General features: G+C 74.5%; 15 protein-coding genes. 2 read left to right on the plus strand and 13 right to left on the minus strand.

Annotation, left to right across the window (positions count from 1 at the left end):
• Positions 1 to 45: 45 nt before the first annotated feature.
• From AB0D46_RS01655 to AB0D46_RS01695, 9 genes are all read right to left on the minus strand, one after another.
• Entirely contained in the window at positions 46 to 1,098 is a 1,053-nt protein-coding gene (locus AB0D46_RS01655; RefSeq protein WP_362875233.1) for a T3SS effector HopA1 family protein, read from the minus strand.
• The gene (lxmK, locus tag AB0D46_RS01660; protein ID WP_362875234.1) at positions 1,095 to 2,249 is read right to left on the minus strand and encodes a class V lanthionine synthetase subunit LxmK; all 1,155 of its coding nucleotides are present in this window, start codon (positions 2,247 to 2,249) and stop codon (positions 1,095 to 1,097) included. The genes AB0D46_RS01655 and lxmK overlap by 4 nt, the downstream gene beginning before the upstream one ends.
• On the minus strand, positions 2,246 to 5,131 hold the full coding sequence (locus AB0D46_RS01665; protein ID WP_362875235.1) for an insulinase family protein: 2,886 nt from the start codon (positions 5,129 to 5,131) through the stop codon (positions 2,246 to 2,248). Before AB0D46_RS01665 ends, lxmK begins: the two co-directional genes overlap by 4 nt.
• Positions 5,128 to 6,063: a hypothetical protein gene (locus tag AB0D46_RS01670; RefSeq protein WP_362875236.1), complete on the minus strand. Its 936-nt coding sequence runs from the start codon at positions 6,061 to 6,063 to the stop codon at positions 5,128 to 5,130. The genes AB0D46_RS01665 and AB0D46_RS01670 overlap by 4 nt, the downstream gene beginning before the upstream one ends.
• Entirely contained in the window at positions 6,060 to 6,752 is a 693-nt protein-coding gene (locus AB0D46_RS01675; RefSeq protein ID WP_362875237.1) for a flavoprotein, read from the minus strand. The genes AB0D46_RS01670 and AB0D46_RS01675 overlap by 4 nt, the downstream gene beginning before the upstream one ends.
• A 5-nt stretch (positions 6,753 to 6,757) precedes the next feature.
• The gene (locus tag AB0D46_RS01680; RefSeq protein WP_362875238.1) at positions 6,758 to 7,723 is read right to left on the minus strand and encodes an LLM class flavin-dependent oxidoreductase; all 966 of its coding nucleotides are present in this window, start codon (positions 7,721 to 7,723) and stop codon (positions 6,758 to 6,760) included.
• Between the two features lie 159 nt (positions 7,724 to 7,882).
• Positions 7,883 to 8,068 carry an LxmA leader domain family RiPP gene (locus tag AB0D46_RS01685; RefSeq protein WP_362875239.1) on the minus strand — a complete coding sequence of 62 codons (186 nt, stop codon included), beginning with the start codon at positions 8,066 to 8,068 and terminating at the stop codon, positions 7,883 to 7,885.
• A 58-nt stretch (positions 8,069 to 8,126) separates the two neighbouring features.
• On the minus strand, positions 8,127 to 8,546 hold the full coding sequence (locus AB0D46_RS01690; protein WP_362875240.1) for a helix-turn-helix transcriptional regulator: 420 nt from the start codon (positions 8,544 to 8,546) through the stop codon (positions 8,127 to 8,129).
• 422 nt (positions 8,547 to 8,968) lie between these two features.
• Positions 8,969 to 11,155 carry a SpoIIE family protein phosphatase gene (locus AB0D46_RS01695; RefSeq protein WP_362875468.1) on the minus strand — a complete coding sequence of 729 codons (2,187 nt, stop codon included), beginning with the start codon at positions 11,153 to 11,155 and terminating at the stop codon, positions 8,969 to 8,971.
• A gap of 135 nt (positions 11,156 to 11,290) precedes the next feature.
• Between AB0D46_RS01695 and aspS the strand changes: the two genes are divergently transcribed.
• Positions 11,291 to 13,114, plus strand: coding sequence for an aspartate--tRNA ligase (gene aspS, locus AB0D46_RS01700; RefSeq protein WP_362875241.1), 1,824 nt, complete (start codon positions 11,291 to 11,293; stop codon positions 13,112 to 13,114).
• Positions 13,115 to 13,193: 79 nt separating this feature from the next.
• Here aspS and AB0D46_RS01705 read toward each other — a convergent pair whose 3' ends face one another.
• Positions 13,194 to 14,906: a VWA domain-containing protein gene (locus AB0D46_RS01705; protein ID WP_362875242.1), complete on the minus strand. Its 1,713-nt coding sequence runs from the start codon at positions 14,904 to 14,906 to the stop codon at positions 13,194 to 13,196.
• 294 nt (positions 14,907 to 15,200) lie between these two features.
• On the opposite strand from AB0D46_RS01705, the gene AB0D46_RS01710 reads away from it, so the two are divergent.
• A complete protein-coding gene (locus AB0D46_RS01710; protein WP_362875243.1) occupies positions 15,201 to 17,276 on the plus strand; it encodes a PhoX family phosphatase in 2,076 nt (691 codons plus the stop codon).
• 72 nt (positions 17,277 to 17,348) lie between these two features.
• Here the strand turns inward: AB0D46_RS01710 and AB0D46_RS01715 are convergent, their stop codons facing one another.
• From AB0D46_RS01715 to AB0D46_RS01725, 3 genes are all read right to left on the minus strand, one after another.
• Positions 17,349 to 18,608: a HAMP domain-containing sensor histidine kinase gene (locus AB0D46_RS01715; RefSeq protein ID WP_362875244.1), complete on the minus strand. Its 1,260-nt coding sequence runs from the start codon at positions 18,606 to 18,608 to the stop codon at positions 17,349 to 17,351.
• Positions 18,596 to 19,306 (minus strand): hypothetical protein, encoded by a 711-nt coding sequence (locus tag AB0D46_RS01720; protein ID WP_362875245.1) that lies wholly within the window; start codon positions 19,304 to 19,306, stop codon positions 18,596 to 18,598. Before AB0D46_RS01720 ends, AB0D46_RS01715 begins: the two co-directional genes overlap by 13 nt.
• Before the next feature lie 324 nt (positions 19,307 to 19,630).
• Positions 19,631 to 21,628, minus strand: coding sequence for an FUSC family protein (locus AB0D46_RS01725; RefSeq protein ID WP_362875246.1), 1,998 nt, complete (start codon positions 21,626 to 21,628; stop codon positions 19,631 to 19,633).
• Positions 21,629 to 21,679: the final 51 nt, after the last annotated feature.

Consider the following 21,679-nt stretch of genomic DNA (forward strand, 5'->3'; position numbering starts at 1 on the left):
GGCTGGGTGGGGGTGGGGGGACGGGAGGCCCGGGGGCCGTCCCGCTCAGCGGGCGGGGAGGCCCGGGGAGGCCAGGTTCCGGTAGGGGGCGCCGGGGTCGATGCCGGCGCCGGCGAACGCGGAGCGGGCGGGGTGGGCGTCGGTGTCGGAGCCGGCTCCTGCGGCGGCCCGTACGGCGGCCTCGGCGAGGGCCGCCGCGCGGTGCTGGCCGAAGCTCAGTCCGCCCGCGCCGGGCCGGGGGTCGGCCGGCTCCCATGCCACGGCGGCGGCGGGGCCGAGCCGGTGGGCGAAGACCGAGGTGTCGGAGCCGGTGCCGGGCAGGTCGCGGACGGCGTCGGCGACGGTGTGGCAGGCGCCCCGGGACTCGGCGCCCAGGTAGACGACGAGGGCGTCGCGACGGGGGTAGTCGGCCGGACCGGACAGCACCTTGGCGTGGTAGCCGGCCCCGGCCGCCTCCAGGCGCTCCAGTACGGCGCCCCAGACGCGCGGGGCCCGGGCGGGATCGGTGAGGTGGACGTAGACCCGGAGCAGTTCGTCGCCGAAGCGCGGCTCTCGGGAGCCCATGGCGTAGAAGAACCCGGGCGAGAGCGCGGGCCGGGCCGGGGAGGCGGGGCTGCGCACCTCGGCGCCGGGCACGAGCGGGCCGTCGGCGGTGAGGCGGGCCACGGGAACCCGCACGCGGACGCCGTCCCAGGACACGAGCGCCTCGGGTACGGGTGCCTCGGACGCGGGTGCCTCGGGTACGCGCGCCCCCCTGTCGGTGGTGGGCGGCTGCGGGGCGCGGAGCAGGACCCCGGTGCGGGTGATCTCGTGGTGCGGCAGCGCCGCCGCCAGCTCGCGCTCGAAGCCGTGGTCGCGCGGGGCCATGCGGCGGGGGCGGGTGTCGGCCTCGGCGCGGCCGGTGTGGAACACCTCGTACAGGGCCGCGCCCAGCCGCTGCTGGAGTTCGCGGGTGGACTCGCCCTCGATGGTGCGGGGGCCGACGGTGGCGGTGAGGCCGTCGGCGGAGAGGTGGATGCGGGCCAGGGCGTCGGCGAGGGCGGGGGCCAGGGCGGCGTCGGCCGGCGCGGTGGGGGCGGTGGCTGCGGCGGTGGTCACGAGGCGTCTCCGAGTCCGACGACGTGGGTGAAGCGGGCGGGGTCGAGAAGGGCCGTCCGACCGATGCCGGCGGCGGCCCGCTCGATGCCGAGCAGCCGGTTGGAACGGGCGGCCCCGGCGAGCAGTCGGTCCAGCAGGTGCCAGCCCGCGAAGGCGGTGGCCCGTTCGGCCAGGCCCGGATCGGCGTCCGGCCGGGCCTCGCGGTAGCCGCGCCAGAACTCCTGGACGACCGGACGCAGCCGGGTCAGCTTCTCCGCGCCGCGGGCGAGCACGGTCTCGCGGGTCATGGACAGGCCGGCGAAGGCGGCGGTGTCGGCGTCACCGCGGGTGGTGACGATGTCGTGGACGGCGCGGTGCAGCCATTCGCCGGCGAAGCCGCCCACGTCGCGGGCCGGGTCGGCGAGGCGGAACTCCTCCCAGTCGGCCACGTGCAGCCGGCTGTCCGGGCCGGGCCGGCCGGTGATCAGGAACTGGTCCATCCGCAGGTCGCAGTGGGCGGGCACGCGCGGCGCGGCCCGCTCGTCGGCGAGCAGTCGGTGCACGGCGGTGATCAGCGGGGCGTCGTTCTGCAGCAGTCGCCAGGTCTCCAGCTCCGCGCCGCTGAGCTCCTCGAACACGGCGGCGGGCAGGGCCTCCAGCAGCTCCGGGGAGGGCAGGACGGGCGTGCTCCGCTCCAGGTCGTCGCGCGGTCCGACGGGGCGGGCGTGCAGCCGGCCCAGGGCGAGGCCGGCGCGGTGCGCGAGCTCCGGAGTGAACTCCTGGTCGGCCATCAACTCGGCGCCGCTCCGGGCGTCCTGGAGGTAGTCGAAGGCGAGCAGCCCGGCGTCCGGGTCGTTGCCGAGCAGCGCGGGGCCGCGCAGTACGTCGGCGGGGGCGTCCGCGACGATCCGTTCGTAGGCGAGCGCGCGCCCCATCCGGGCCCGTACGTCCTGCGGCGGCCCGGTCAGCCGCTTGACGAACACGCGGGCGCCGCCGGTCGTGCGGCCCGCCCAGGTGTCGTTGCGGCCGGGCAGCGCGGTGAGGTCGGCGCGGTCGAAGGGGCCCGTGCCGAGGCGCCGCAGCAGTGCGTCGACCTCGGGCACGCCGTCGAGATCGACCGGCTGGAACCGCAGTTCGGTGCGGGGCGGGGTGAGGGCGATGGTGCGGGTCACGGGGTCTCCTCGGCCGGGAGGGCCGGAGCGGCCGGGTCGGCGGGTCGGGCCGGGTCGGCTGGTCCGGCCGGGTCGGTGGCCGGGGCGGCGAGCACTCCGGCGTAGGCGGGCTGGGCGAAGAGGCGGGCGCAGTCACGGGCCACCTCGGCGGCCGGCGCCCCGTACAGGGCGTCGGGGAAGTCGACGAGTTCGGCGGTCCGTCGGCCGGTCGCGAGCCAGGCGCTCAGTTGGTCGGCGAACGAGGACTGCGACTGCGGCATGCGCGCGAACTGGCCCGCGCAGTACCGGCGGGCGGCGTCCACCTCGCCGGCGGTGGGCGGCTCGGTCGCGGTGCGGCGCAGCTCCGCGCGGATTACGGCGGCGGCCTCGACGGCTCCGTCGGGCGGCAGTTGGGCGTGGATCCGCACGAGCGGCCCCGTACCGGCGTGGTCGCCGAAGCGGCCCGCGTACGAGGTGAAGCCGTACGGGGCCTGCGGCGTGCGCAGCGCGGCGAGCCGTGCGCCGGGCTGGCCCCCGCCGAGCACGGACACGGCGAGCCAGCGCGCGGCGAACGACCCGGTCGGGGGCGGTTCAGGGGTGGCCCACACCAGGTGGGCGACGGTCGCGGGCAGGGCCGGGGGCAGGGTGAGCAGCGCGAGGCCCTCGGTGGCGGCCGGGAACGACGGGGCGGGTCCGGGCCGTGCGGTGAGCGGGGGACGCAGGGCGGCGGTCGCCGCCGCGACCCAGGCGTCGGGATCGAGGTCGCCGACGGCGGTGAGCTCGACGCCCCCCGCGTACGGGGGCGGGGTGACGCCGCTGCCGCCCGGTACGGGCCCGCCGGCCAGGAGCCGCTGACGCAGCGCCTGTTCGACGAGCCAAGTCGGGCTGCTGACCCGGCCGCCCATGCGGGCCCGGGCGCGCGGTTCCGCGTCGGCGAGCTCGGCGGCCGTGGGCGGGACGCCGAGCAGGTCGGCGAACACCACCGGGTCGGGGGCGGGCGCGGGCAGCCAGGCGTCGAGCAGGACGGCGCCGCCCTCCACGGTCGTGGACACCGATCCCCGCGCGGGGAAGCGGGCCGCCCAGCGGTCGGCGAGCACCAGGGCGAGCCGTTCCCGGTCGGCGGGCGCGGCCGCCGGGGGCGCGGGCAGACGCAGCCGGAACTCCACGAGGGGCGCCCGGGTGTCCCGCACGGCGGCGACGACGGGCTCACCACCGACCCGCCCGCTCCCGCCCCCGCTCTCGGCGAACCCGAACGCCCGCAACCGGGGCGCCGCCGAGGCCGCGACGGGCACCGGTGCCGGCTCCGGACCCGCCGCGACGGCGGAACGCGGCGCGGTCGCGGAGCCGCAGGGCTCGCGGGCGGTGCCGGGCGTGGCAGCGGGGTCGCGGGGCGCCGACGCGGGCGCGGGGACAGTGCCGGGCGTAGGAGGGAAGTCGTGGGGCTCCGGCTCCGGCGTGGGGGCGCCGTGTTCCGGTGCGGTGGTTCCGGGTACCGGTGCGGGCGTACCGGCAGCGCCGGGTGCCGGTGCCTGCGTATCGGCGGTGCGGGAGGCGGGCTGTGCGGTCGCGCCGGGTGTCGGGGCGCGGCGCGGGAGCGGGAGCGGGGCCGGGTTGGCGGGGCGGGGAGTCGCCGTCAGGTCGCGGAACAGGGTCGGGGCGCCGCCCGGGAGGAGGGCCAGGACCGCACGGTGGTCGGCGGACAGGGCGCCGGCGGCCGCCCGGACCCGGTCCGGGTCCAGGGTCCGCAGGCGGTCGGGCAGGGCGTCGAGGAGGGCGGGACCGCCGAGGAGGATCTCCAGCCGGCCCAGTGCGCGGGCCCGCTGGTCCGCGCCGTGGTGGGCGCGCAGGTGGTCGTCGGCGAGCCGGCCCGCCGCCTGCCGGACCTCGGCGTCGCCGGCGCCGGCGAGGGCCCGCAGTGCGTCGTCGACCCGGCGCAGGGCCTCCCGTACGCCGTCCTCGTCGGCGGCGGGCAGGGTGATGACGAGGGTGTCGGGGTCGAGTGCGTCCAGCGGCCCGAAGAAGCCGCAGCCCGCGTCCACGGGGGGTACGGCCAGCAGCCGGGCGACCACGAGCCGGGCGAGGTAGCCGTCGAGGTCGGTCGCGGGGTCGGGCAGCCGGTAGCCGAGGCTGACGGCGCCGCCCCCGGGCACGGTGTGCACGCCCACCCGGTCCGTGGCGAGCGGGGGTTCTGCCAGGACCGGGCGGGGTGCGGTATCGGGGGCCGGCCGGGCCGGCACCGCGGCGAAGTGCCGGGTGACGAGCGCGGCGACCCGGTCGGGGTCGTCGGCGCCGCTGACCGTGAGGACGGCGTTGCCCGGGGCGTAGTGCGCGCGGAAGAAGTCGGCGCAGTCCCCGGGCGTCAGGCGGGCGAGTTCGGGCAGGTCGCCGTAGCCGTCGTGGGAGTTGGCCCAACGGTCGTACATCAGGGCCGGCAGCAGCGGCCAGGGCAGCCCACCGAGCGGGGCGTCGTGGACGGCGGCCCTGATCTCGGCCCCTACGCCCGCGAGTTGCTCGGCGAGGGAGTTCGCGGTGAAGAGGGGGGCGCGCATCCGGTCGGCCTCGGCGGCCAGTGCCCGTTCCAGGTCCGCGGTGGGAACGACGTGGACGTAGTCCGTGTAGTCCTGGTGGGTGGTGCCCTCGGCGGATCCGCCGGCGGCCACGAGGGCGGTGAAGTAGGCGCGTTCCGGAAGGCGTTCGCTGCCCTCGAACATCATGTGCTCCAGCAGGTGGGCGACGCCGGCACGGCCCTCGGGCTCCGAGCGGAAGCCGACGCCGTAGTGCACCGCGACGGCTATGAGACCGACCGGTGTCGCCGCCGTGTCGATCAGTACGCGCAGCCCGTTGTCGAGGGTCAGCCGGCGCGGGCCCGTCCCGCCGGTCGCGCGGATCCCGATGCCGGTCATGCGGCCGCTCCTTCGGTGAGCGTGGTGGCGAGCACGCCGTACAGGCGGGCCGTGTCGGCGCCGTCCGGGACGTACGCGGCCGTGTCGTGCGCGTGGAGCGCGATGCGCAGGGCGGCGCCGCGCAGGCAGCCGTCGCGCGCGGGCGCGGAGTCGGCGCCGTAGCCGTCGAGCAGGGCTTCCAACGGCTGCTGCCAGTCGCGGGGGTCGCCGGCGGTGCCCAGCAGCCAGCGGAACTCGGCGAGTTCGCCGGCGATCCAGCCCAGGTCGACATGGGCCGGTGCGGCGCACAGGTCCTCGCCGGTCAGCAGCACCCCCGCGCCGACCCCGCCGGCGCGGGGGACGAGCGAGCCGAGGCTCGGCGCGCCGTGCGACAGGACGTGCCCGGTCGCGGGGTGCGCGGCTTCGGCGGCCCAGTCGCGCAGGGGGCCGACGGCGGCGCCGCCCAGCAGGTCCGCGGCGGTCGCGCCGCCGGCGTTCGTACGCCCGGACAGCCAGGCGTGGAGCCGGACGGCGGCGCGGGCCGGCCGGCGGGCCTCCGCGGGGACGGGCCGGGCGTGCAGCGCGGCGAGCAGCGCGCCGACCTCGCGGAGGGCGTCGTGGAGCGCGCGCGGGCCGCCGGGGACGGCGTGCGGGCTGCCGCCGGCGATGAGCCAGTGGGCCACGGAGTACGGGCCGGGGGCGGCGTACGCCCGGGCGCCGTCCGGCGCCGCCGCCCCGACGAGCAGGCGGGTGCCGGGGCCGGGGGAGGTCTGCTCGACGACTGCGCGCAGGCGGGGGGTGAGCGGGGCGAACGGTTCGGGGGCCCGCGTACCGGGCCGGCGCAGCCAGTGGTGAGCGCCGTCGGGCAGGGCGGTGACGGTGGTGGCGAGCAGGCCGGTGGCGTAGGCGTCGACGACGACGGCGCCCTGAGCCGTGTGCGGGGCCGCGGTCACGGCGTCGGCTCCGCGGTGAGCCGTCGGTGCAGCGCGCCGAGGGCGTCGAGTACGTCGGGCAGCGGGGCGGCGGCCCAGCTGTCGGTGCGCCCGGTGGTCAGGCTGAGCGCGGGCACCGGCGGTACGACGACGCAGTTGGGGCGCTCCGCGAGGGACTCGACGTGCCGGTGGAAGGCGTGGCTGCGTACGCCGCCGGGCGGCAGCGCGGGTGCGACGGCGACGGGCGCCGCCGTGCACTGCGCGGTGAGCAGTGAGGGGCTGTCGGCGAGGCCCAGCGCGAGGCGGGCGGTGTACGAGAACGTCGAGGGGTGGACGAGGACGGCCTCCGCCCAGGCGGTCAGGTCGACGTGCGGGGCGCGCAGGACGGGTTCCTCCGGCCAGGCGTCGACCATGGTGCGGCGGCCCGTGAGCAGGTTGAGGGACTCGCGGGTGACGAAGCGCTGGGCGCTGCGGGTGAGGACGGTCTGGATCTCCAGCTCGGGGTGCGTGGCACGCAACCAGGCGATCCAGGACGGCAGTTCGGCGGCGGAGACGGACCCGGTGGCGACGAGCAGCAACCGCGTGAACCCGAGCCCGGCGGGCGCGGGTGGCGCGGAGGCCCGGGTGGCCTCAGCGGCTTCGACGGCCTGGTCGGCCCCGGCGCCCCCGATGCCCGTGCCGGTCCGGCCGTCCCCCTTGTGTTCGGTCACCGGGCTCACCAGCCGTTTCCGGTGAACAGGGCTTCCAGGTCGCGCAGTACGGCGCGCGGTCCCTCCAGCAGGGCGACCCCGACGTTGTTGAGGACCACCTCGTCCACGCCCGCCGCGTGGTACGCGGCGACGCCCGCGGCCATCTCCGCGGCGTCGCCGGTGAGGGCTCCGCCCGCGGCGAGGAGGCCCGCGGCGGTGGCGGCCGGGTCCTCGGGGTCGACCCGCACCTCGGCGCGGGTCAGCATGTCCCGATAGTGGGGCGCGCCGAAGTGGCTGGAGCTGCCGGTGGCGAGCGCGGTCAGGGGGTTCCTGCCGTCGGCCGCGGCGACCATCGGGACGACGGACACGACGCGCGGCACCGGCCGCCCGGCAGCCTCGGCGCCCTCGCGCAGCGCGGGCACGATGACGTCGCGCACGTACGCGGGCGGGGTCAGCCAGGTAATCGCCACGTCCGCGGCCTCGCCGGCGATCCGGGCCATGCCGGGGCGCAGCACCCCGAGTCCGACGCGGACGGGAGGCGCGGGCGCGGGCGGCAGGGCGCCGACGCAGGAGAAGTAGCTGCCGCGCTGGTCGACCTCGTCGCCGTCGAGCAGTCCGCGGACGATGTTCAGGTACTCGCGGCAGGCGGTCAGCGGGCTCTTGTACGGCTCGCCGAGCACCATCGCCTGCAAGGCGCGTGCGCCGGGGCCGAAGCCCGCGGTGATCGGGTGGCCGGAGGCCGCGGCGAGCGTGCGGGCCTCGATGGCGGCCTGCACGGGATGGCGCAGCGGCATCAACGAGACGCCGATCCCGAAGGGGACGCCCAGTCCCATGCCGCTCAACTGCGCCAGGATCTGGTGCTGTTCGTTGAGGAGGGCCTGTCCGTGCCACAGGGCCCGCGCTCCCCGCCACTGGACGAACGCGGCGAACGGCGCCGCGTGCTCCGCGCGGGTCGGGACCATGGGCAGCAGAACAGAGACGCTGCGGCTCATCGCCGCACCTCCGGGAGTCGCGGAAGGGAAGGGCAGGAAAGAATGGGCGGGGCCCGGGCCCGGGTGTTGCCGGGGCATGGGGCTGCGGCGGTCCTGGGCGCCTTGCTCGCGCCCAGGACCGCTCGGGATCAGCCGTTACCGGCCGCCCCTACTGCTGCTTCAGCAGCCCCACTTGACGGACGCGGCGGACGCGGCGACGCTCACCTTGGTGTAGGCGATGGTGGTGAGGGTCGGCGTGATCGCCGGGGCGTCGGCCGACGCCTCGAAGTTCAGCTCGGCGGCGTCGGCGTAGGCCTCGAAGCCACCGACGAGCTCCATGACGCTGACGTTCTCGATCTTCTGCATTGTGCTCTCCGGATCATTTGGAAACGCCCGCCCGTGGTTCCGGCGGGGTGTTCCCCAGTCAACAACCGAGCCCGGAGGTAGGGGTATTGGTCCTTGGGGTGTTGTCCAATGGGGAGTTGTCCCTTGGTGTGGTGTCCTTCGGGACAACGTGCCCGGTGCAGATGAGCGGGTGGTGCAGGTGGGCCATCAGCGCGGCTTCGAGCCGGGAACTGACGCCGAGCTTGTCCACGATGCTGGCCACGTGGGCCTTCGCGGTCCGTTCGACGACGCCCAACTGTCGGGCGATGAGCCGGTTGGGCATGCCGTGGCCGAGCAGCGCGAGCACTTGGCGCTCGCGCCCGGTGAGCGTCCCGATCCCCCGTGGATCGTGGACGGCACCGCGCAGGTGCGCGCAGTCGCAGGTTCCCGTGCCGTGTGCGTCCGTTTTCGTCAACTCTGCGTGCTGGTCAGGCACTTGGTCGGCGATGGCTGGACGCACGGATTCCATGGTGTGCAAAGCAGTCACTCTCCCCCGATGGACTGTTCGAAATGCGATCGTAAGCATCGGGTAACGGGAGGGCAAAATCCCGGTGGGTGAGACACCTCACATGCAAGGGAAAGTCGACGGTCCCTCAGGACACTGACCTGACCTGCGGTTATGCACCCCGGCCATGCCATCGGGCCGGTCCCCGGTCGCCGGTGTCGCCGCGAGCGAACGGTTGACCTTCATGCCGATCAGCCGCCGGTGCATCGGCCCGAGCAGGGCCGTGCCGAGCACGGCGGTGACGAGCAGGACGACGGCGCACCGGGCGCCGAGCCGCCGTACGGCCTCGGGCGGCCGCGGGGTCGGGGTCGGAGTACCTGGCGGCGCCGGGGGTCGACACCGCGGCATCGAACCACGGTGACCCGCGCGGACCCGGCTCAGTCGAGCGCGTCGGCGTCCGGCTTGGACCGTTCGTGCAACTCGAACCAGATCGACTTGCCCTCACCCCGCGGATCGACGCCCCAGTCGTCGGCCAGCATCTCCATGAGCAGCACCCCGCGCCCGCTCGACGCCATCTCCCCGGGCTGCCGCTTGTGGGGCAGCTCGTCGCTCCCGTCGGCCACCTCCACGCGCAGCCGCCGGGTGCCCAGGTCGCCCGCCGCCTCGGCGACCAGCAGCGCGTCGCCGTCGGTGTGCACCAGTACGTTCGTCACCATCTCGGAGACCATCAGCACCGCCGAGTCCACCTGGTCGTCGTCCGCCCAGTCGTGCAGCAGCTCCCGGATCTGCCGGCGGGCCCCCGCGATCCGGCCGGGTTCGGCCTGGGCCACGGTCAGCATCGTGCGCCGGGCGAGCCGCGCCGGGTGCGCGGCCGTGGTGCCGCAGCCGCAGTCCGAACCCTCGCGGCACAGCAGCACCACCGCTATGTCGTCCTCGCGGCGGTCGACGAGCGGCCCCGTGGTGTGGTGCGAGGACGGCCCGTGCACGGCTTGGACCAGGAGGTCCGCCATCCGTTCCAGGTGCGCCGAGCCGGCGCCGCCGCTCGCGTCGCCGCCCGCCGGTTCCGGGGGCTCGGTCTCCAGGATCGCCCGCAGCCGGGCCCAGCCCGTGTCGTGGTCGTGGCCGCCGGTCTCGATGAGCCCGTCGGTGCACAGCATCATCGTCTCGCCGGGTTCCAGGACGAACCGGGTCGTCGGGTAGTCGGTGTCCGGGATGATCCCGAGCGGCAGCCCGCCCGCCGTCGGCCGCATCAGTACGGTGCCGTCGGTCATCCGGACGGCCGGATCGGGGTGCCCGGCGCGGGCCACCTCCAGCATTCCGGTTTCCGGGTCGCACTCCACGTACAGGCAGGTCGCGAAGCGCGGGCCGCCGTCCTGCCCGGCGTCCTCCTCGCGTTCCTGCGAGGAACACAGGCCGGCCAGGAAGCGGGAGGCCCGCGACAGCACGGCGTCCGGCCGGTGGCCCTCCGAGGCGTACGCGCGGACCGCGATCCGCAGCTGGCCCATCAGCCCGGCGGCCCGTACGTCGTGCCCCTGGACGTCGCCGATCACCAGCGCGAAGCGGCCCGAGGGCAGCGGGATCATGTCGTACCAGTCGCCGCCGACCTGGAGCCCGCCGCCGGTCGGGACGTAGCGGGCCGCGATCGTCATGCCGGGGACCTCCGGACCGAGCTGCGGCATCATCGACCGCTGGAGCCCCGTCGTGAGTTCCCGTTCGGATTCGGCCACCCCGGCGCGCTGGAGGGCCTGGGCCAGCATCCGGGCCACCGTCGTCAGCACGGACCGCTCGTCGGGCGAGAAGGACACCGGGTGCTTGAAGGCGGCCATCCAGGCGCCCATGGTGCGCCCGGCGACGATCAGCGGCAGGAAGGCCCAGGAGACCCTGCCGAACCGCTGGGCGAGCGGCCAGGCGGCCGGAAAGCGCCGTTTGTAGTCCTCGGGGGTCGACAGGTAGATCGCCCGCCCGGTCCGGACGACCTCCGCGGCCGGGTAGTCCGTCTCCCGCTCCATGTCGGTGAAGGGGCCCTCGTCCCCGGGACCGTGCCCGTGGTGCCCGATGACCGACAGCCGGTCGCCCTCGACGCCGAAGACCGCCAGCCCGTCCGGGTTGAACCCCGGCATGGACAGCGAGGCCGCCACCCGCAGCACCTCCGACGTGGAGCGCGCCTCGGCCAGCGCCCGGCCGGCGTCCAGCAGGAACGCCTCGCGCGAGCGCCGCCAGTCACCCGTGATCGGGGTGTGCGCGGCCGTCGTGCCGGGCTGCGGCTCGGCGATCTCCTGGAGGGTGCCGATCAGCTCGAAGTCGACCCGGCCGTCCGGAGTGCGGCGCTCCAACGGCTTGGAGCGGCTGCGGACGGTGCGCAGGACCCGGCCGTCCTCGTCCATGATCCGCAGCCGGGCCTCGGCGAGGGTGTCCTCGGCGACGGCCAGGGTGATGATGGCGTTGATCTCGTTCCAGTCCACCGGATGGAACCGCGAGCGCACGGCCACCTCGGGCAGTACGACGGGCTCGGCGGGCAGCCCGAGCAGCCGGGCGGCCTCGCCGTCGAGCGTGACCTTCCCGGAGGTGTTGTCCCATCGCCACAGGCCGGTCGCGATGGCGGCCAGGACGTCCTCGGTGCGCACCCGGTCATCTTTACAGGTCATCCCATGGACCTGCCCGTTCGCCACCCTCTCCGGGCGCGCCCACGCCGTCACCGCCCGGGCGGTAACCTGGGGACGGTTGAATCCTCCCTGGTATCGCGTAGAACTGGATGACTGATGCATCGGTACAGGTCCCACACGTGCGGCGAGCTCCGTGCTTCCGACGTCGCCTCCGACGTCCGGCTGAGCGGTTGGCTCCACAATCGTCGAGACCTGGGCGGCATCCTCTTCATCGATCTGCGGGACCACTACGGCATCACGCAGCTCGTCGCCCGTCCCGGCACCGCCGCGAACGAGGCGCTGAGCAGCGTCACCAAGGAGACCGTCGTCCGCATCGACGGCAAGGTCGTCTCCCGCGGCGCCGACAACGTGAACCCCGAGCTCTCCACCGGTGAGGTCGAGGTCGAGGTCACCGCCGTCGAGGTGCTCGGCGCGTCCGCCCCGCTGCCCTTCACCATCAACACCGATGACGGGGTGAACGAGGAGCGCCGCCTGGAGTACCGCTTCCTCGACCTGCGCCGCGAGCGCATGCACCGCAACATCATGCTGCGCTCGGCCGTCATCGCGTCGATCCGCTCGAAGATGGTGGCGCTCGGCTTCAACGAGATGGCGACCCCGATCCTCACGGCGACCTCCCCCGAGGGCGCCCGTGACTTCGTCGTCCCGTCCCGCCTGAACCCGGGCAAGTTCTACGCCCTGCCGCAGGCTCCGCAGCAGTTCAAGCAGCTGCTGATGATCTCCGGCTTCGACCGGTACTTCCAGATCGCGCCCTGCTTCCGCGACGAGGACGCCCGCGCCGACCGCTCGCCGGGCGAGTTCTACCAGCTCGACGTGGAGATGTCCTTCGTCGAGCAGGAGGACGTCTTCCAGCCGATCGAGCGCCTGATGACCGAGATCTTCACGGAGTTCGGCAACGGCCGCGAGGTCACCTCGCCCTTCCCGCGGATCCCGTTCCGCGAGTCGATGCTCAAGTACGGCAACGACAAGCCCGACCTGCGCTCCAAGCTGGAGCTCGTCGACATCACCGACGTGTTCGAGGGCTCGGAGTTCAAGGCGTTCGCCGGCAAGCACGTGCGCGCGCTGGCCGTCCCGGACGTCGCCGCCCAGCCCCGCAAGTTCTTCGACGGCCTCGGCGAGTACGCGATCTCGCTGGGCGCCAAGGGCCTGGCCTGGGTCCGCGTCGGCGAGGAGGGCGCCCTGACCGGCCCCATCGCCAAGTTCCTCACCGAGGAGAACGTCAAGGTCCTCACCGAGCGCCTCGGCCTCGCGGCCGGCCACGCGGTGTTCTTCGGCGCCGGCGAGTTCGACGAGGTCTCCAAGATCATGTCGGGCGTCCGCGTCGAGGCGGCCAAGCGCGCGGGCCAGTTCGAGGAGAACGTCTTCCGCTTCTGCTGGATCGTCGACTTCCCGATGTACGAGAAGGACGAGGAGACCGGCAAGATCGACTTCTCCCACAACCCGTTCTCCATGCCGCAGGGCGGCATGAAGGACCTGGAGGAGAAGGACCCGCTCGACATCCTGGCCTGGCAGTACGACATCGTCTGCAACGGCATCGAGCTGTCCTCCGGCGCCATCCGCAACCACGAGCCCGAGGTCATGCTGAAGGCCTTCGAGATCGCCGGTTACGAGGCCGAGACCGTCGAGCGCGAGTTCGCGGGCATGCTGCGCGCGTTCCGCCTCGGCGCCCCGCCGCACGGTGGCATCGCCCCGGGCGTCGACCGCATCGTGATGCTGCTGGCCGACGAGCCGAACATCCGCGAGACCATCGCGTTCCCGCTCAACGGCAACGCCCAGGACCTGATGATGGGCGCACCGACGGTGCTGGAGGAGGCCCGCCTGCGCGAGCTGAACATCGCGCTGCGCAAGCCGGTCGAGACCAAGACCTCGGAGCGTCCCGTCTCCGACGCGGTCATCCCGGACGCGGGCTCCCCGCGCGGCTGAACCCCGTGACGCGCGAAGGCGGCGCCCCCTCCGTCGGGAGGGGGCGCCGCCTTCGTTCGTTCGGGTGCCGCCGCCGCTGTTAGAAGCCGTCGAGCAGGCCCTTGAGGAGCGTGGCCGGGGGCAGTGCGGCGGGCGCGGGGCCGGCGTGGAAGAAGCCGGCGTTCCCGGCGTCCAGCCGACGCAGGAAGTCGAACGCCTTCGAGTCGAGGTCACCGAACGCGACGAACTGCCAGCGGACGTCCGGAGCGGCCGTCGCGGCGTCCACGAGGGCCTGCCGGGCGGGCTGACGGTTGTCGGGGGCGCCGTCCGTCTGGAAGAGGACCAGGGCCGGGCCCTCGCCGCCGTCCTTCTGGTACCGCTCCAGGACGGCCTCGACGGCCGCGTGGTAGCTGGTGCGGCCCATCCGACCGAGCTCGGAGTGCCGGGCCTCGACCCAGCTCGCGCCGTGCGCGTCCAGGGTCAGGTCGGCGGTGCCGTCCACCTCCGTGGAGAAGAACACCGTGTGGACGGTGGCCCGCTCGTCGAGGTGCGCGGCCAGCGCGAGCGCGTGGTCGGCGAGGTGCTGGGCACTGCCGTCCTTGTAGAACCCGCGCATCGAGCCGGAACGGTCCAGGACGAGGTACACCTTGGCCCGCGCCCCGACCCTCCCCTTGCCGCGCAGCACCTGGCCGGCGGCCTTGTACGCCCCGCTCACCCCGGGCGCCCGCCGCCGCACCGTCGCGGCCGCGACGGCTGCTGCTGCTGCTGCTACGGGCACGGCCTCGGGGGCCACGGGCTCCGCCACGGGGGCGGGGATCCCGGGAGCGACCTCGGCCACTGCGGGCTCGGTCACCACGGGTTCCGGCGCGGGTTCCGCCGTGGGTTCCGCTTCGGGCTCGGATTCGGCGTTCGCGTCGGCGGTGACCGCAGCGGCCGCGGGCAGCGGCTCGGGCTCCGGCTCCGGCTCGGGCTCCGCTTCCACCGGAGAGGTGGCGGGCACGGGTGCCTCGGCCTCGGGGGCTACTACCGCGACCGGGGCCGGTGCGACCGAGGCGGCCTCGGGAGCGACTTCTGCTTCCGCTTCCGGTTCCGGTTCCGTTTCCGGTTCCGGGGCGACCGCCGCGACGGCCGGTACCGCGACGGCCGGTGCCACGGCGGCCGCTTCGGCCTCGGGCACGACCTCGACCACCGCAGCGGCCCGCACGTCGGCTTCGGCTGCGACGTCGGCCGGGGCCTGCGCGACAGGTGCCTCGACCGCGGAGGCGGAGTCCTCGGCCACGGCCGGTACGGCCGCCTCGGCCTCGGGCCCCACGCCGGTCGGGGGCTGAACCCCGGCCACGGCGACGGGCTCGGCAGCCGGCTCGGCATCGGCCTTCACGACCGCCGGCGCCTCCGCCACGGCGACGGGCTCAGCGACGGGCTCGGCAGCCGGCTCGGCAGCCGGCTCCGCGACCGCGGCCGGGGGCTCCTTCGCCTCCGGACCCGCCGGGCTCGCCCCGCCCGTCGGGGTCGCCGTCGGGCCCTCGCCGCCGCCCTGCGGCGACTGCGGGGTCACCGGGCGGCGCGCCTCCGGGACCGTCGGGTCCGTGGCGGGCACGGGGGCGGTCATGACCGTCCCCGGCTCGCGGTCCCGCGGCGCCGGCTGCGGCGGCACCGTCGGGTTGTCGAAGGACGCCGCCACCAACTCGGCGGCCACGTCCAGCGGGGTGCGTTCCGTCTGGCTTGGAAGGGCCGCCGAAGGGGCGTCCGACGTCTCCGGAACCGGTTCCGCAGACCGTCCGAACACCTTGCGCAACAAGCTCCGAATACCCATGGGCCAGGCCTTTCGCATGAGTGTGTGAGTCATTTGTCCGTGCTGCGCGGATGATCCCTGCCCAGAGTGGACACGTAAGGTTATCGGCCGTCCGGCTGGATCTTCGGCAGGGTCGCCTTTCGTGGCGCCCGACTGTCCGGGCAAACGTGCCCGCGGCCGAACTGCCCCCCCGCCGTGCCGGGTTCATCCGGCGTTCATCCCAGCGCCGCCGCATCGGCGCAACCCGGGCCTAGCGTCACGGCTGGATTCGTTCCGACACGTTGTCGGCACCGTGCACCTTCCGGAGGACACCTCGTGCGCAAGCTCCTGCCGCTCATCGGCAACCCGCATGGGAGCGGCCGTTCCGCTCTCACCTGCCGCTACCGCTGCGGCGACGCATGCTTCCACGAGGTGCCCAACAAGAGCGACAACGAGTACGTCGGCGACGTCATCGCCCGTGCCTACTCCCGTCGCTCGATGCTGCGCTCCGCCGCGGTCGTGACGGTGGCGACCGCCGCCGGCACCGCGGTCACCCTCGGCGGCAACGGCGGCCAGAGCGCCAACGCCACCCCCGTCACCGAGGCCCAGCGCGGCGGCGAGGCCGCTCGCGGCCTGCGCTTCGCGTCGGTCGCGCCGAACACCGACGACAAGGTCACGGTTCCCGGCGGCTACGAGCAGAACGTCGTCATCCGTTGGGGCGAGCCGATCGTCAAGGGCGCTCCGGGCTTCAACGCCGACAAGCAGACCGCCGCCGCCCAGGCCGGTCAGTTCGGCTACAACAACGACTTCCTGAGCCTGCTCCCGCTCGGTGGTGACTACGAGCGCCGGCAGCTCCTCGTGGCCAACCACGAGTACACCGACGAGATCCTCATGTTCAAGGGCTACGACCCGGCGAACCCGACGCGCGAGCAGGTCGAGATCGCCTGGGCCGCGCACGGCCTGTCCGTGGTCGTCGTCCAGGAGGACCACCGCAGCGGCAAGCTGACCGCGGTCACCCGCCACCAGCTCAACCGTCGCCTGCACACCAAGAGCGAGTTCCGCATGACCGGCCCGGCGGCCGGCGGCGCGCTCCTGAAGACCTCCGTGGACCCGACCGGTACGAAGGTCCTGGGCACGCTCAACAACTGCGCGGGCGGCACCACCCCGTGGGGCACCACCCTGCACGGGGAGGAGAACTTCAACCAGTACTTCGCCAACGCCGGCCAGGTCACCGACCCCACCGCGGCCGCCCGCCTGAAGCGCTACGGCGTGACCTCGGGCGCCACCGAGCGCAAGTGGGAGCGGTTCGACAAGCGCTTCGACGTGGCGCAGGAGCCCAACGAGTCCCACCGCTTCGGTTGGGTCGTCGAGCTGGATCCGTACGACCCGAACTCCGTGCCGCGCAAGCGCACCGCGCTCGGCCGCTTCAAGCACGAGGCCGCCCAGCCCCGCCTGACCGAGGACGGCCGTCCGGTCGTCTACATGGGCGACGACGAGCGCTTCGACTACTTCTACAAGTTCGTCTCGTCGAAGCAGATGAAGAAGGGCAACTCGCGCGCGGCCAAGGAGCACAACCTGACGCTGCTCGACGAGGGCACCCTGTACGTCGCCAAGCTGACCGGTGACTCCCCGGTCGAGCAGTTCGACGGTTCGGGCAAGCTGCCCGCCGACGGCGAGTTCGACGGTTCCGGCATCTGGATCAAGCTCGCCACCGGCAACGTCTCGCACGTCGAGGGCATGACGGCCGAAGAGGTCTACGTCTTCACGCGGCTGGCCGCAGACAAGGTCGGCGCGACCAAGATGGACCGCCCCGAGGACGTCGAGCCGTCCCCGCGCACGGGCCGCGTCTACGTGGCGCTGACCAACAACACGGACCGTGGCAAGCCCGGCAAGGAGGGCGCCACCGAGTCCAACCCGCGCAACCTGAACAAGCACGGCCAGATCCTGGAGCTCGCCGAGAACTTCGACGACCCGGCCGGCGACGGCTTCGCGTGGCGGCTGTTCCTGGTCGCGGGCGACCCGAACGACCCGTCGACCTACTTCGCCGGTTTCCCGAAGGACAAGGTCAGCCCGATCTCCTGCCCGGACAACGTGGCGTTCGACCCGCACGGCAACCTGTGGATCTCCACGGACGGCAACCAGCTCGGCTCCCACGACGGTCTGTTCGGCGTCGCGACCACCGGTGACCGCCGGGGTGAGCTGAAGCAGTTCCTCACCGTGCCGCGCGGCGCGGAGACCTGCGGCCCGATCATCCAGGAAAAGCGGGTCCTCGTCGCGGTTCAGCACCCGGGTGAGATCGACGGCGCGTCCGTCGAGAAGCCGCAGTCGGTGTGGCCCGACGGACCGGGCAGGATCGTCCGTCCTTCCGTGGTCTCGGTGTGGCGCAAGGACGGCCGCAACATCGGCGTCTGACGACCCGAGTTGCGCCGTTGATCGGGGCCGTGTTTCACGTGAAACACGGCCCCGACCCGGTCGACCGCCCCCTCAACTGTCGGGCGTCAAAAGCCCCACCGGCAGCCGGAGCGTGCTCACGGCGCCCCCGTCGCGGGCGTTGGAGAAGGTCAGCGACACGTCCAGGACGGCCGCCTGACCGGCGGCGATCGTCAGCCCCAGCCCGTGGCCGCGCCCGCGCCCGGGGTCCCCGGTGCGGAAGCGCCGCGGACCCTGCTCGATCAGTTCGGCCGGGTAGCCGGCCCCGTGGTCGCGGATCACCACGACCGGCCCCTCGACCGTGACCTCGATCGGCGGCCGCCCGTGTTTGTGGGCGTTGACCAGCAGGTTGCTGACGATCCGGTCCAGCCGTCGCCGGTCGGTGAGCACCACCGCGTCCCGTACGACCTCCACCGACGCGGCCAGTCCGGTCCCGGCGACGGCCCGCCGGACGGCCCGGCCGAGGTCGATGCGCGCCAGTTCCGCCCGCTCCACCCCGGAGTCGAGCCGGGAGATCTCCAACAGGTCCTCGGTCAGCAGGTGCAGGGCCTTGAGGCGGTCGTTGATCATCTCCTTGGGGCGTCCCTCCGGCAGCAGGGCGGCGGCGGCCAGCGAACCGGTCAGCGGGGTGCGCAGCTCGTGCGCGACGTCGGCCGTGAACCTCTTCTCGGCCTCCAGCCGTGCTTGCAGGGACGAGGCCATCAGATCCAGCGCCTGCGCCACGTCCCGGACCTCGTCGCGATCGCCGGCCCGGCGGGGGTCGGAGCGGCGCGTGGGGAAACCCACCCGGGCGTCCAGGTCCCCGCCGCTGATCCGGCGGGCGACGGCCGCCGTCCGGGCGAGCCGGCGGCTGATCCGGTCGGCGAGGAACAGGCCGGCCAGGGCCACCACTCCGGCGGCGAGCGCCGAGGAGGCGAGGATCGCGGTGTCGATGTCGCGGAGCCGCTCGCGCGTCCCCTCGTACGGGATCCACACCGCGAGGGCCTTCCGGTCGGCGGGCCCGGCCCCCCACATGACGGGTTCGCCCCGGTACTCGCCGACCATGCTGCCGGTCTGTCCGCGCGCGACGAGCCGGCGCAGCGGCGCGGGCAGGGCGGGCGGGTCCAGGGCGACCGCGATGTCACCGTGCGCGGTGCCGTACTCGTAGTGGCCGAGGGCGTGGTCGAGGTCCCCGTAGACGTCCTTGCGGACCTCGCCGGAGATCTGCTCGGCGACCACGTTGTGCACCAGCACGCCCAGTACGGCGGCGACCGCGCAGCACACGAGCGTGGTGGTCAGCGCGATCTTCCAGCGCAGGCTGCTCAGCGCGCGCATCGCGCCCCGTCCTCGCCGAGGGGGGCCTTCGCGAGCGCGGAGCACTCGTCGAGGGTCAGCTGCGACAGGTTCATGATCCCGGCGTCCGGGTCCCACACGTAGTCGGAGACGGAGATGTACTCGGGGTTCGAGGTGGGCTCACGCACCGCGAGGTGCTCGGCGGCCACCTCCACCCCCTCCAGGACCGCGCGGCGCGACAGGATCCGGGCGACGCTGCCGTCGTCGCGGACGGTGTAGACGCGCAGTTCGCTCAGCCGGCCGTCGATGTCGAGGGCGGTGATCAGCTCGTCCTTGCCGTTGCCCGTCACGTCGTGCAGGACGGGGGGCCGCACGGGACAGTCCGGACCGCCGTCCACAGCCTGTGTGCAGAGCGTCAGCCGCTGGGCCGCCCGCGGGTCGACGAGCCGGCCCGTGCCGCCGTCCTGGGCAGTGGCGGCGGTGACGTCGGCCCGTACGACGTCCACCGCGTTCACGCCGCGCATGCTGCCGGTGGTCACCTCGGGCAGCCCCGGCACGACGGCGGCCGCGCCCGGCTCCTGCCCCGGGCCAAGGGGATCGGGCCGGATCTCCCGCCACAGGCTCTGCGGGGCGTGCACGGTCCCGAAGTCGCCGGCGCTCTGCAACCCCTCCACGTCGGCACACCCGGCACACCACACGACGACCCCCACCCACCACCCCCGCCGCACCGAGTCCCTCATACCCCGATGCTCCCCCCACCCCAGCCCCCGGGCCCGAACAATGACCCATTGGAGCGCCCCCCCACGCACACAGACCCAAGGCCCGCCCCCCGCATCTCCGCCCCACCCCCGGCGAACCTGAACCGGACGGTGCCGCAGGTCGGGGTGGGGTGTCGTCCGGGACCAAAACGTGATTTGTTGGCGCGCGGTGCCGCCCGACGAATCCACCCCGGACAGGGCGCCATAAATCATGCCCGTCCCGGACGACACCCCACCCCGGCACCGGCCCCGACCCCACCCGCAGTCCCCACCCGCAGCCCCGGCCCCACCCCCACCCGGCCAGGGCTACCGCACAGGCTGCGCAATCGCCCGAGCCGCCGCCACCTCCTGGTGCACCGGCGCCAACACGCTCGACGCGTCCGCCGCCGGCGGCACCACCACCCGGACCGGCGTCACACTGCTGCGGACCCCCTCGGCGAGCCCCCGCAGCTCCCGCGCGATCCGCTCGACCTCCTCCGCGGCAGGCGGCACCGCCCCGTGGTTCACCCGCACCCGCGCAGCCGTCGTCGCGTCGACGATCCGCTCCACCGCCACCACCAACGGCCACCACGCCGCCGCCCGCGCCCCCGTCGGCGGCGGCTCCGTCAACGCCCGCTGGAACTCGCTCCGCACCCCGGACAGGTCCCGATAGATCCGCCGCCGCGCCTGCAACCGCGCCTGCCGAGCCACCCGCACCCCCGCCTCGTCCGCTACCGGCGCGAAGCACCGCTCCACGTACCGCGCCGCATCGTCCACGCAGTCGGCCAACCGGTCCCCGAGCCGGGTCCGCCAGCTCTCCGGCCACAGCAGGTACCCGGCCAGCAGCGTGATCGCGCACCCGATCAGACTGTCCAGCAGCCGCGGCCGGATCAGGTCGAACCCCTGGTGGTTGAGCAGGTCGGACAGCAACAGGATGACCGGCGTGATCGCCGCCGTCTGGAACGCGTACCCCTTCGCCGAGAACGCCGGGATCAGCGCGGCGAGCGCGAACATCACCGGCACGTCCCACCACCCGCGAGGCACCTCCGCGAGCACCGCCGCCGCGAGCACCAACCCCGCCGCCGTACCCAGCGCCCGCAGCAACGCCCGGGAGAACACCGACCCGAAGTCCGGCTTGAGGACGAAGGTGACGGTCAGCGCCACCCAGTACGAGCGCTCGACCTCGATCAGCGAGACCAGCGACTGGGCGAGCCCGATGCACAGCGCGAGCCGCAGCCCGTACCGCCATGACGCCGAGGAGAACATCATGTCGCGCACCGCCCGCCGCGCCCGCACCCGCAGCGCGGCGGGCCGGCCGAGCCGGTCGTCGACGTTGTGGGTCTCCGGCTCGGCGAGGTGCACGATGGCCGCCGCGTGCCGCAGCGCGGCGTCGACGGCCCGTTCGGACTGGCTGTGCGGGGCGGGCAGCACGAGGACGTGGGCCCCGGTGCGCCCCTCCTCCACCGCGTCGGCCAGCTCGCGGACGGCCGCCGGCACCGCGGGCGGCAACGGCCGACGCCGCAGGTGCGCGGCCGGGGCCGCTTCCACGAGCGGGATGAGCACGTTCAGCTGGGCGAGCATCCGTACCAGCGACGGGCTGCGCCCGTGGACGCGGGCACGCCGACCCAGGACCAGGTCGTAGGCGTGGTTCAGGGCCAGGGTGAGTCGGCGGCGGGCGTCCTCGTACGCGAACCCGGGCCCGCCCGCCGCTTCGAGGCCGTCGGCGAGGGCCCGGTACGCGGCGGCGACGGCCGCCCGCTCCGGTCGGCGGCCGCGCAGGGGCCAGCCGAGCAGGGTGAGCGCGAGGACGAACAGCCCGCCCGCCGCGAGCAACAGCGGCGCGATCCACCAGGGCCGGGGCATCGGCAGCCCCGCGCCGACGACGGCGTTGAGCAGGAGCAGCAGCCCGGACACCGAGGCGACGGTGCCGATCGAGGAGATCATGCCGGAGACGAGGGCGATCAGGGTGAGGACGCCGACGGCGAGCCAGCCGTGCCCGAACACGAGGGTGCCCAGGGCCACTCCGACGGCGCCGAAGAGCTGCGGGACGGCGATGTTGAGGACCCGCATCCGGTAGGCGTCGGCGGTGTCGCCGATCACCCCGGAGAGGGCGCCCATGGAGACGAGCGCACCGTACTCGGGCTCGTCCAGGGCGAAGCCGACGGCCAGCGGGACGGAGAGGGCGACGCCCGCGCGCAGGACCGCGGCCCACGGGACGGGCGCGGCCGTCGGCCGCAGGCCCGCGAGCAGCCAGGCGGGGGGTGCCAGGGGGTTCGTCCGGTCCCGGCCGGGGGGTATGTGGTCGGTGCGTCGTTCGGTGGTCATTCCGCTTCCGTGTCGCCGCTCGCGAATCGGTTCTTCTGGGGAGTTTCGCGG

It is taken from the genome of Streptomyces sp. NPDC048383 (genome assembly GCF_040651775.1).
GTDB lineage: Bacteria > Actinomycetota > Actinomycetes > Streptomycetales > Streptomycetaceae > Streptomyces.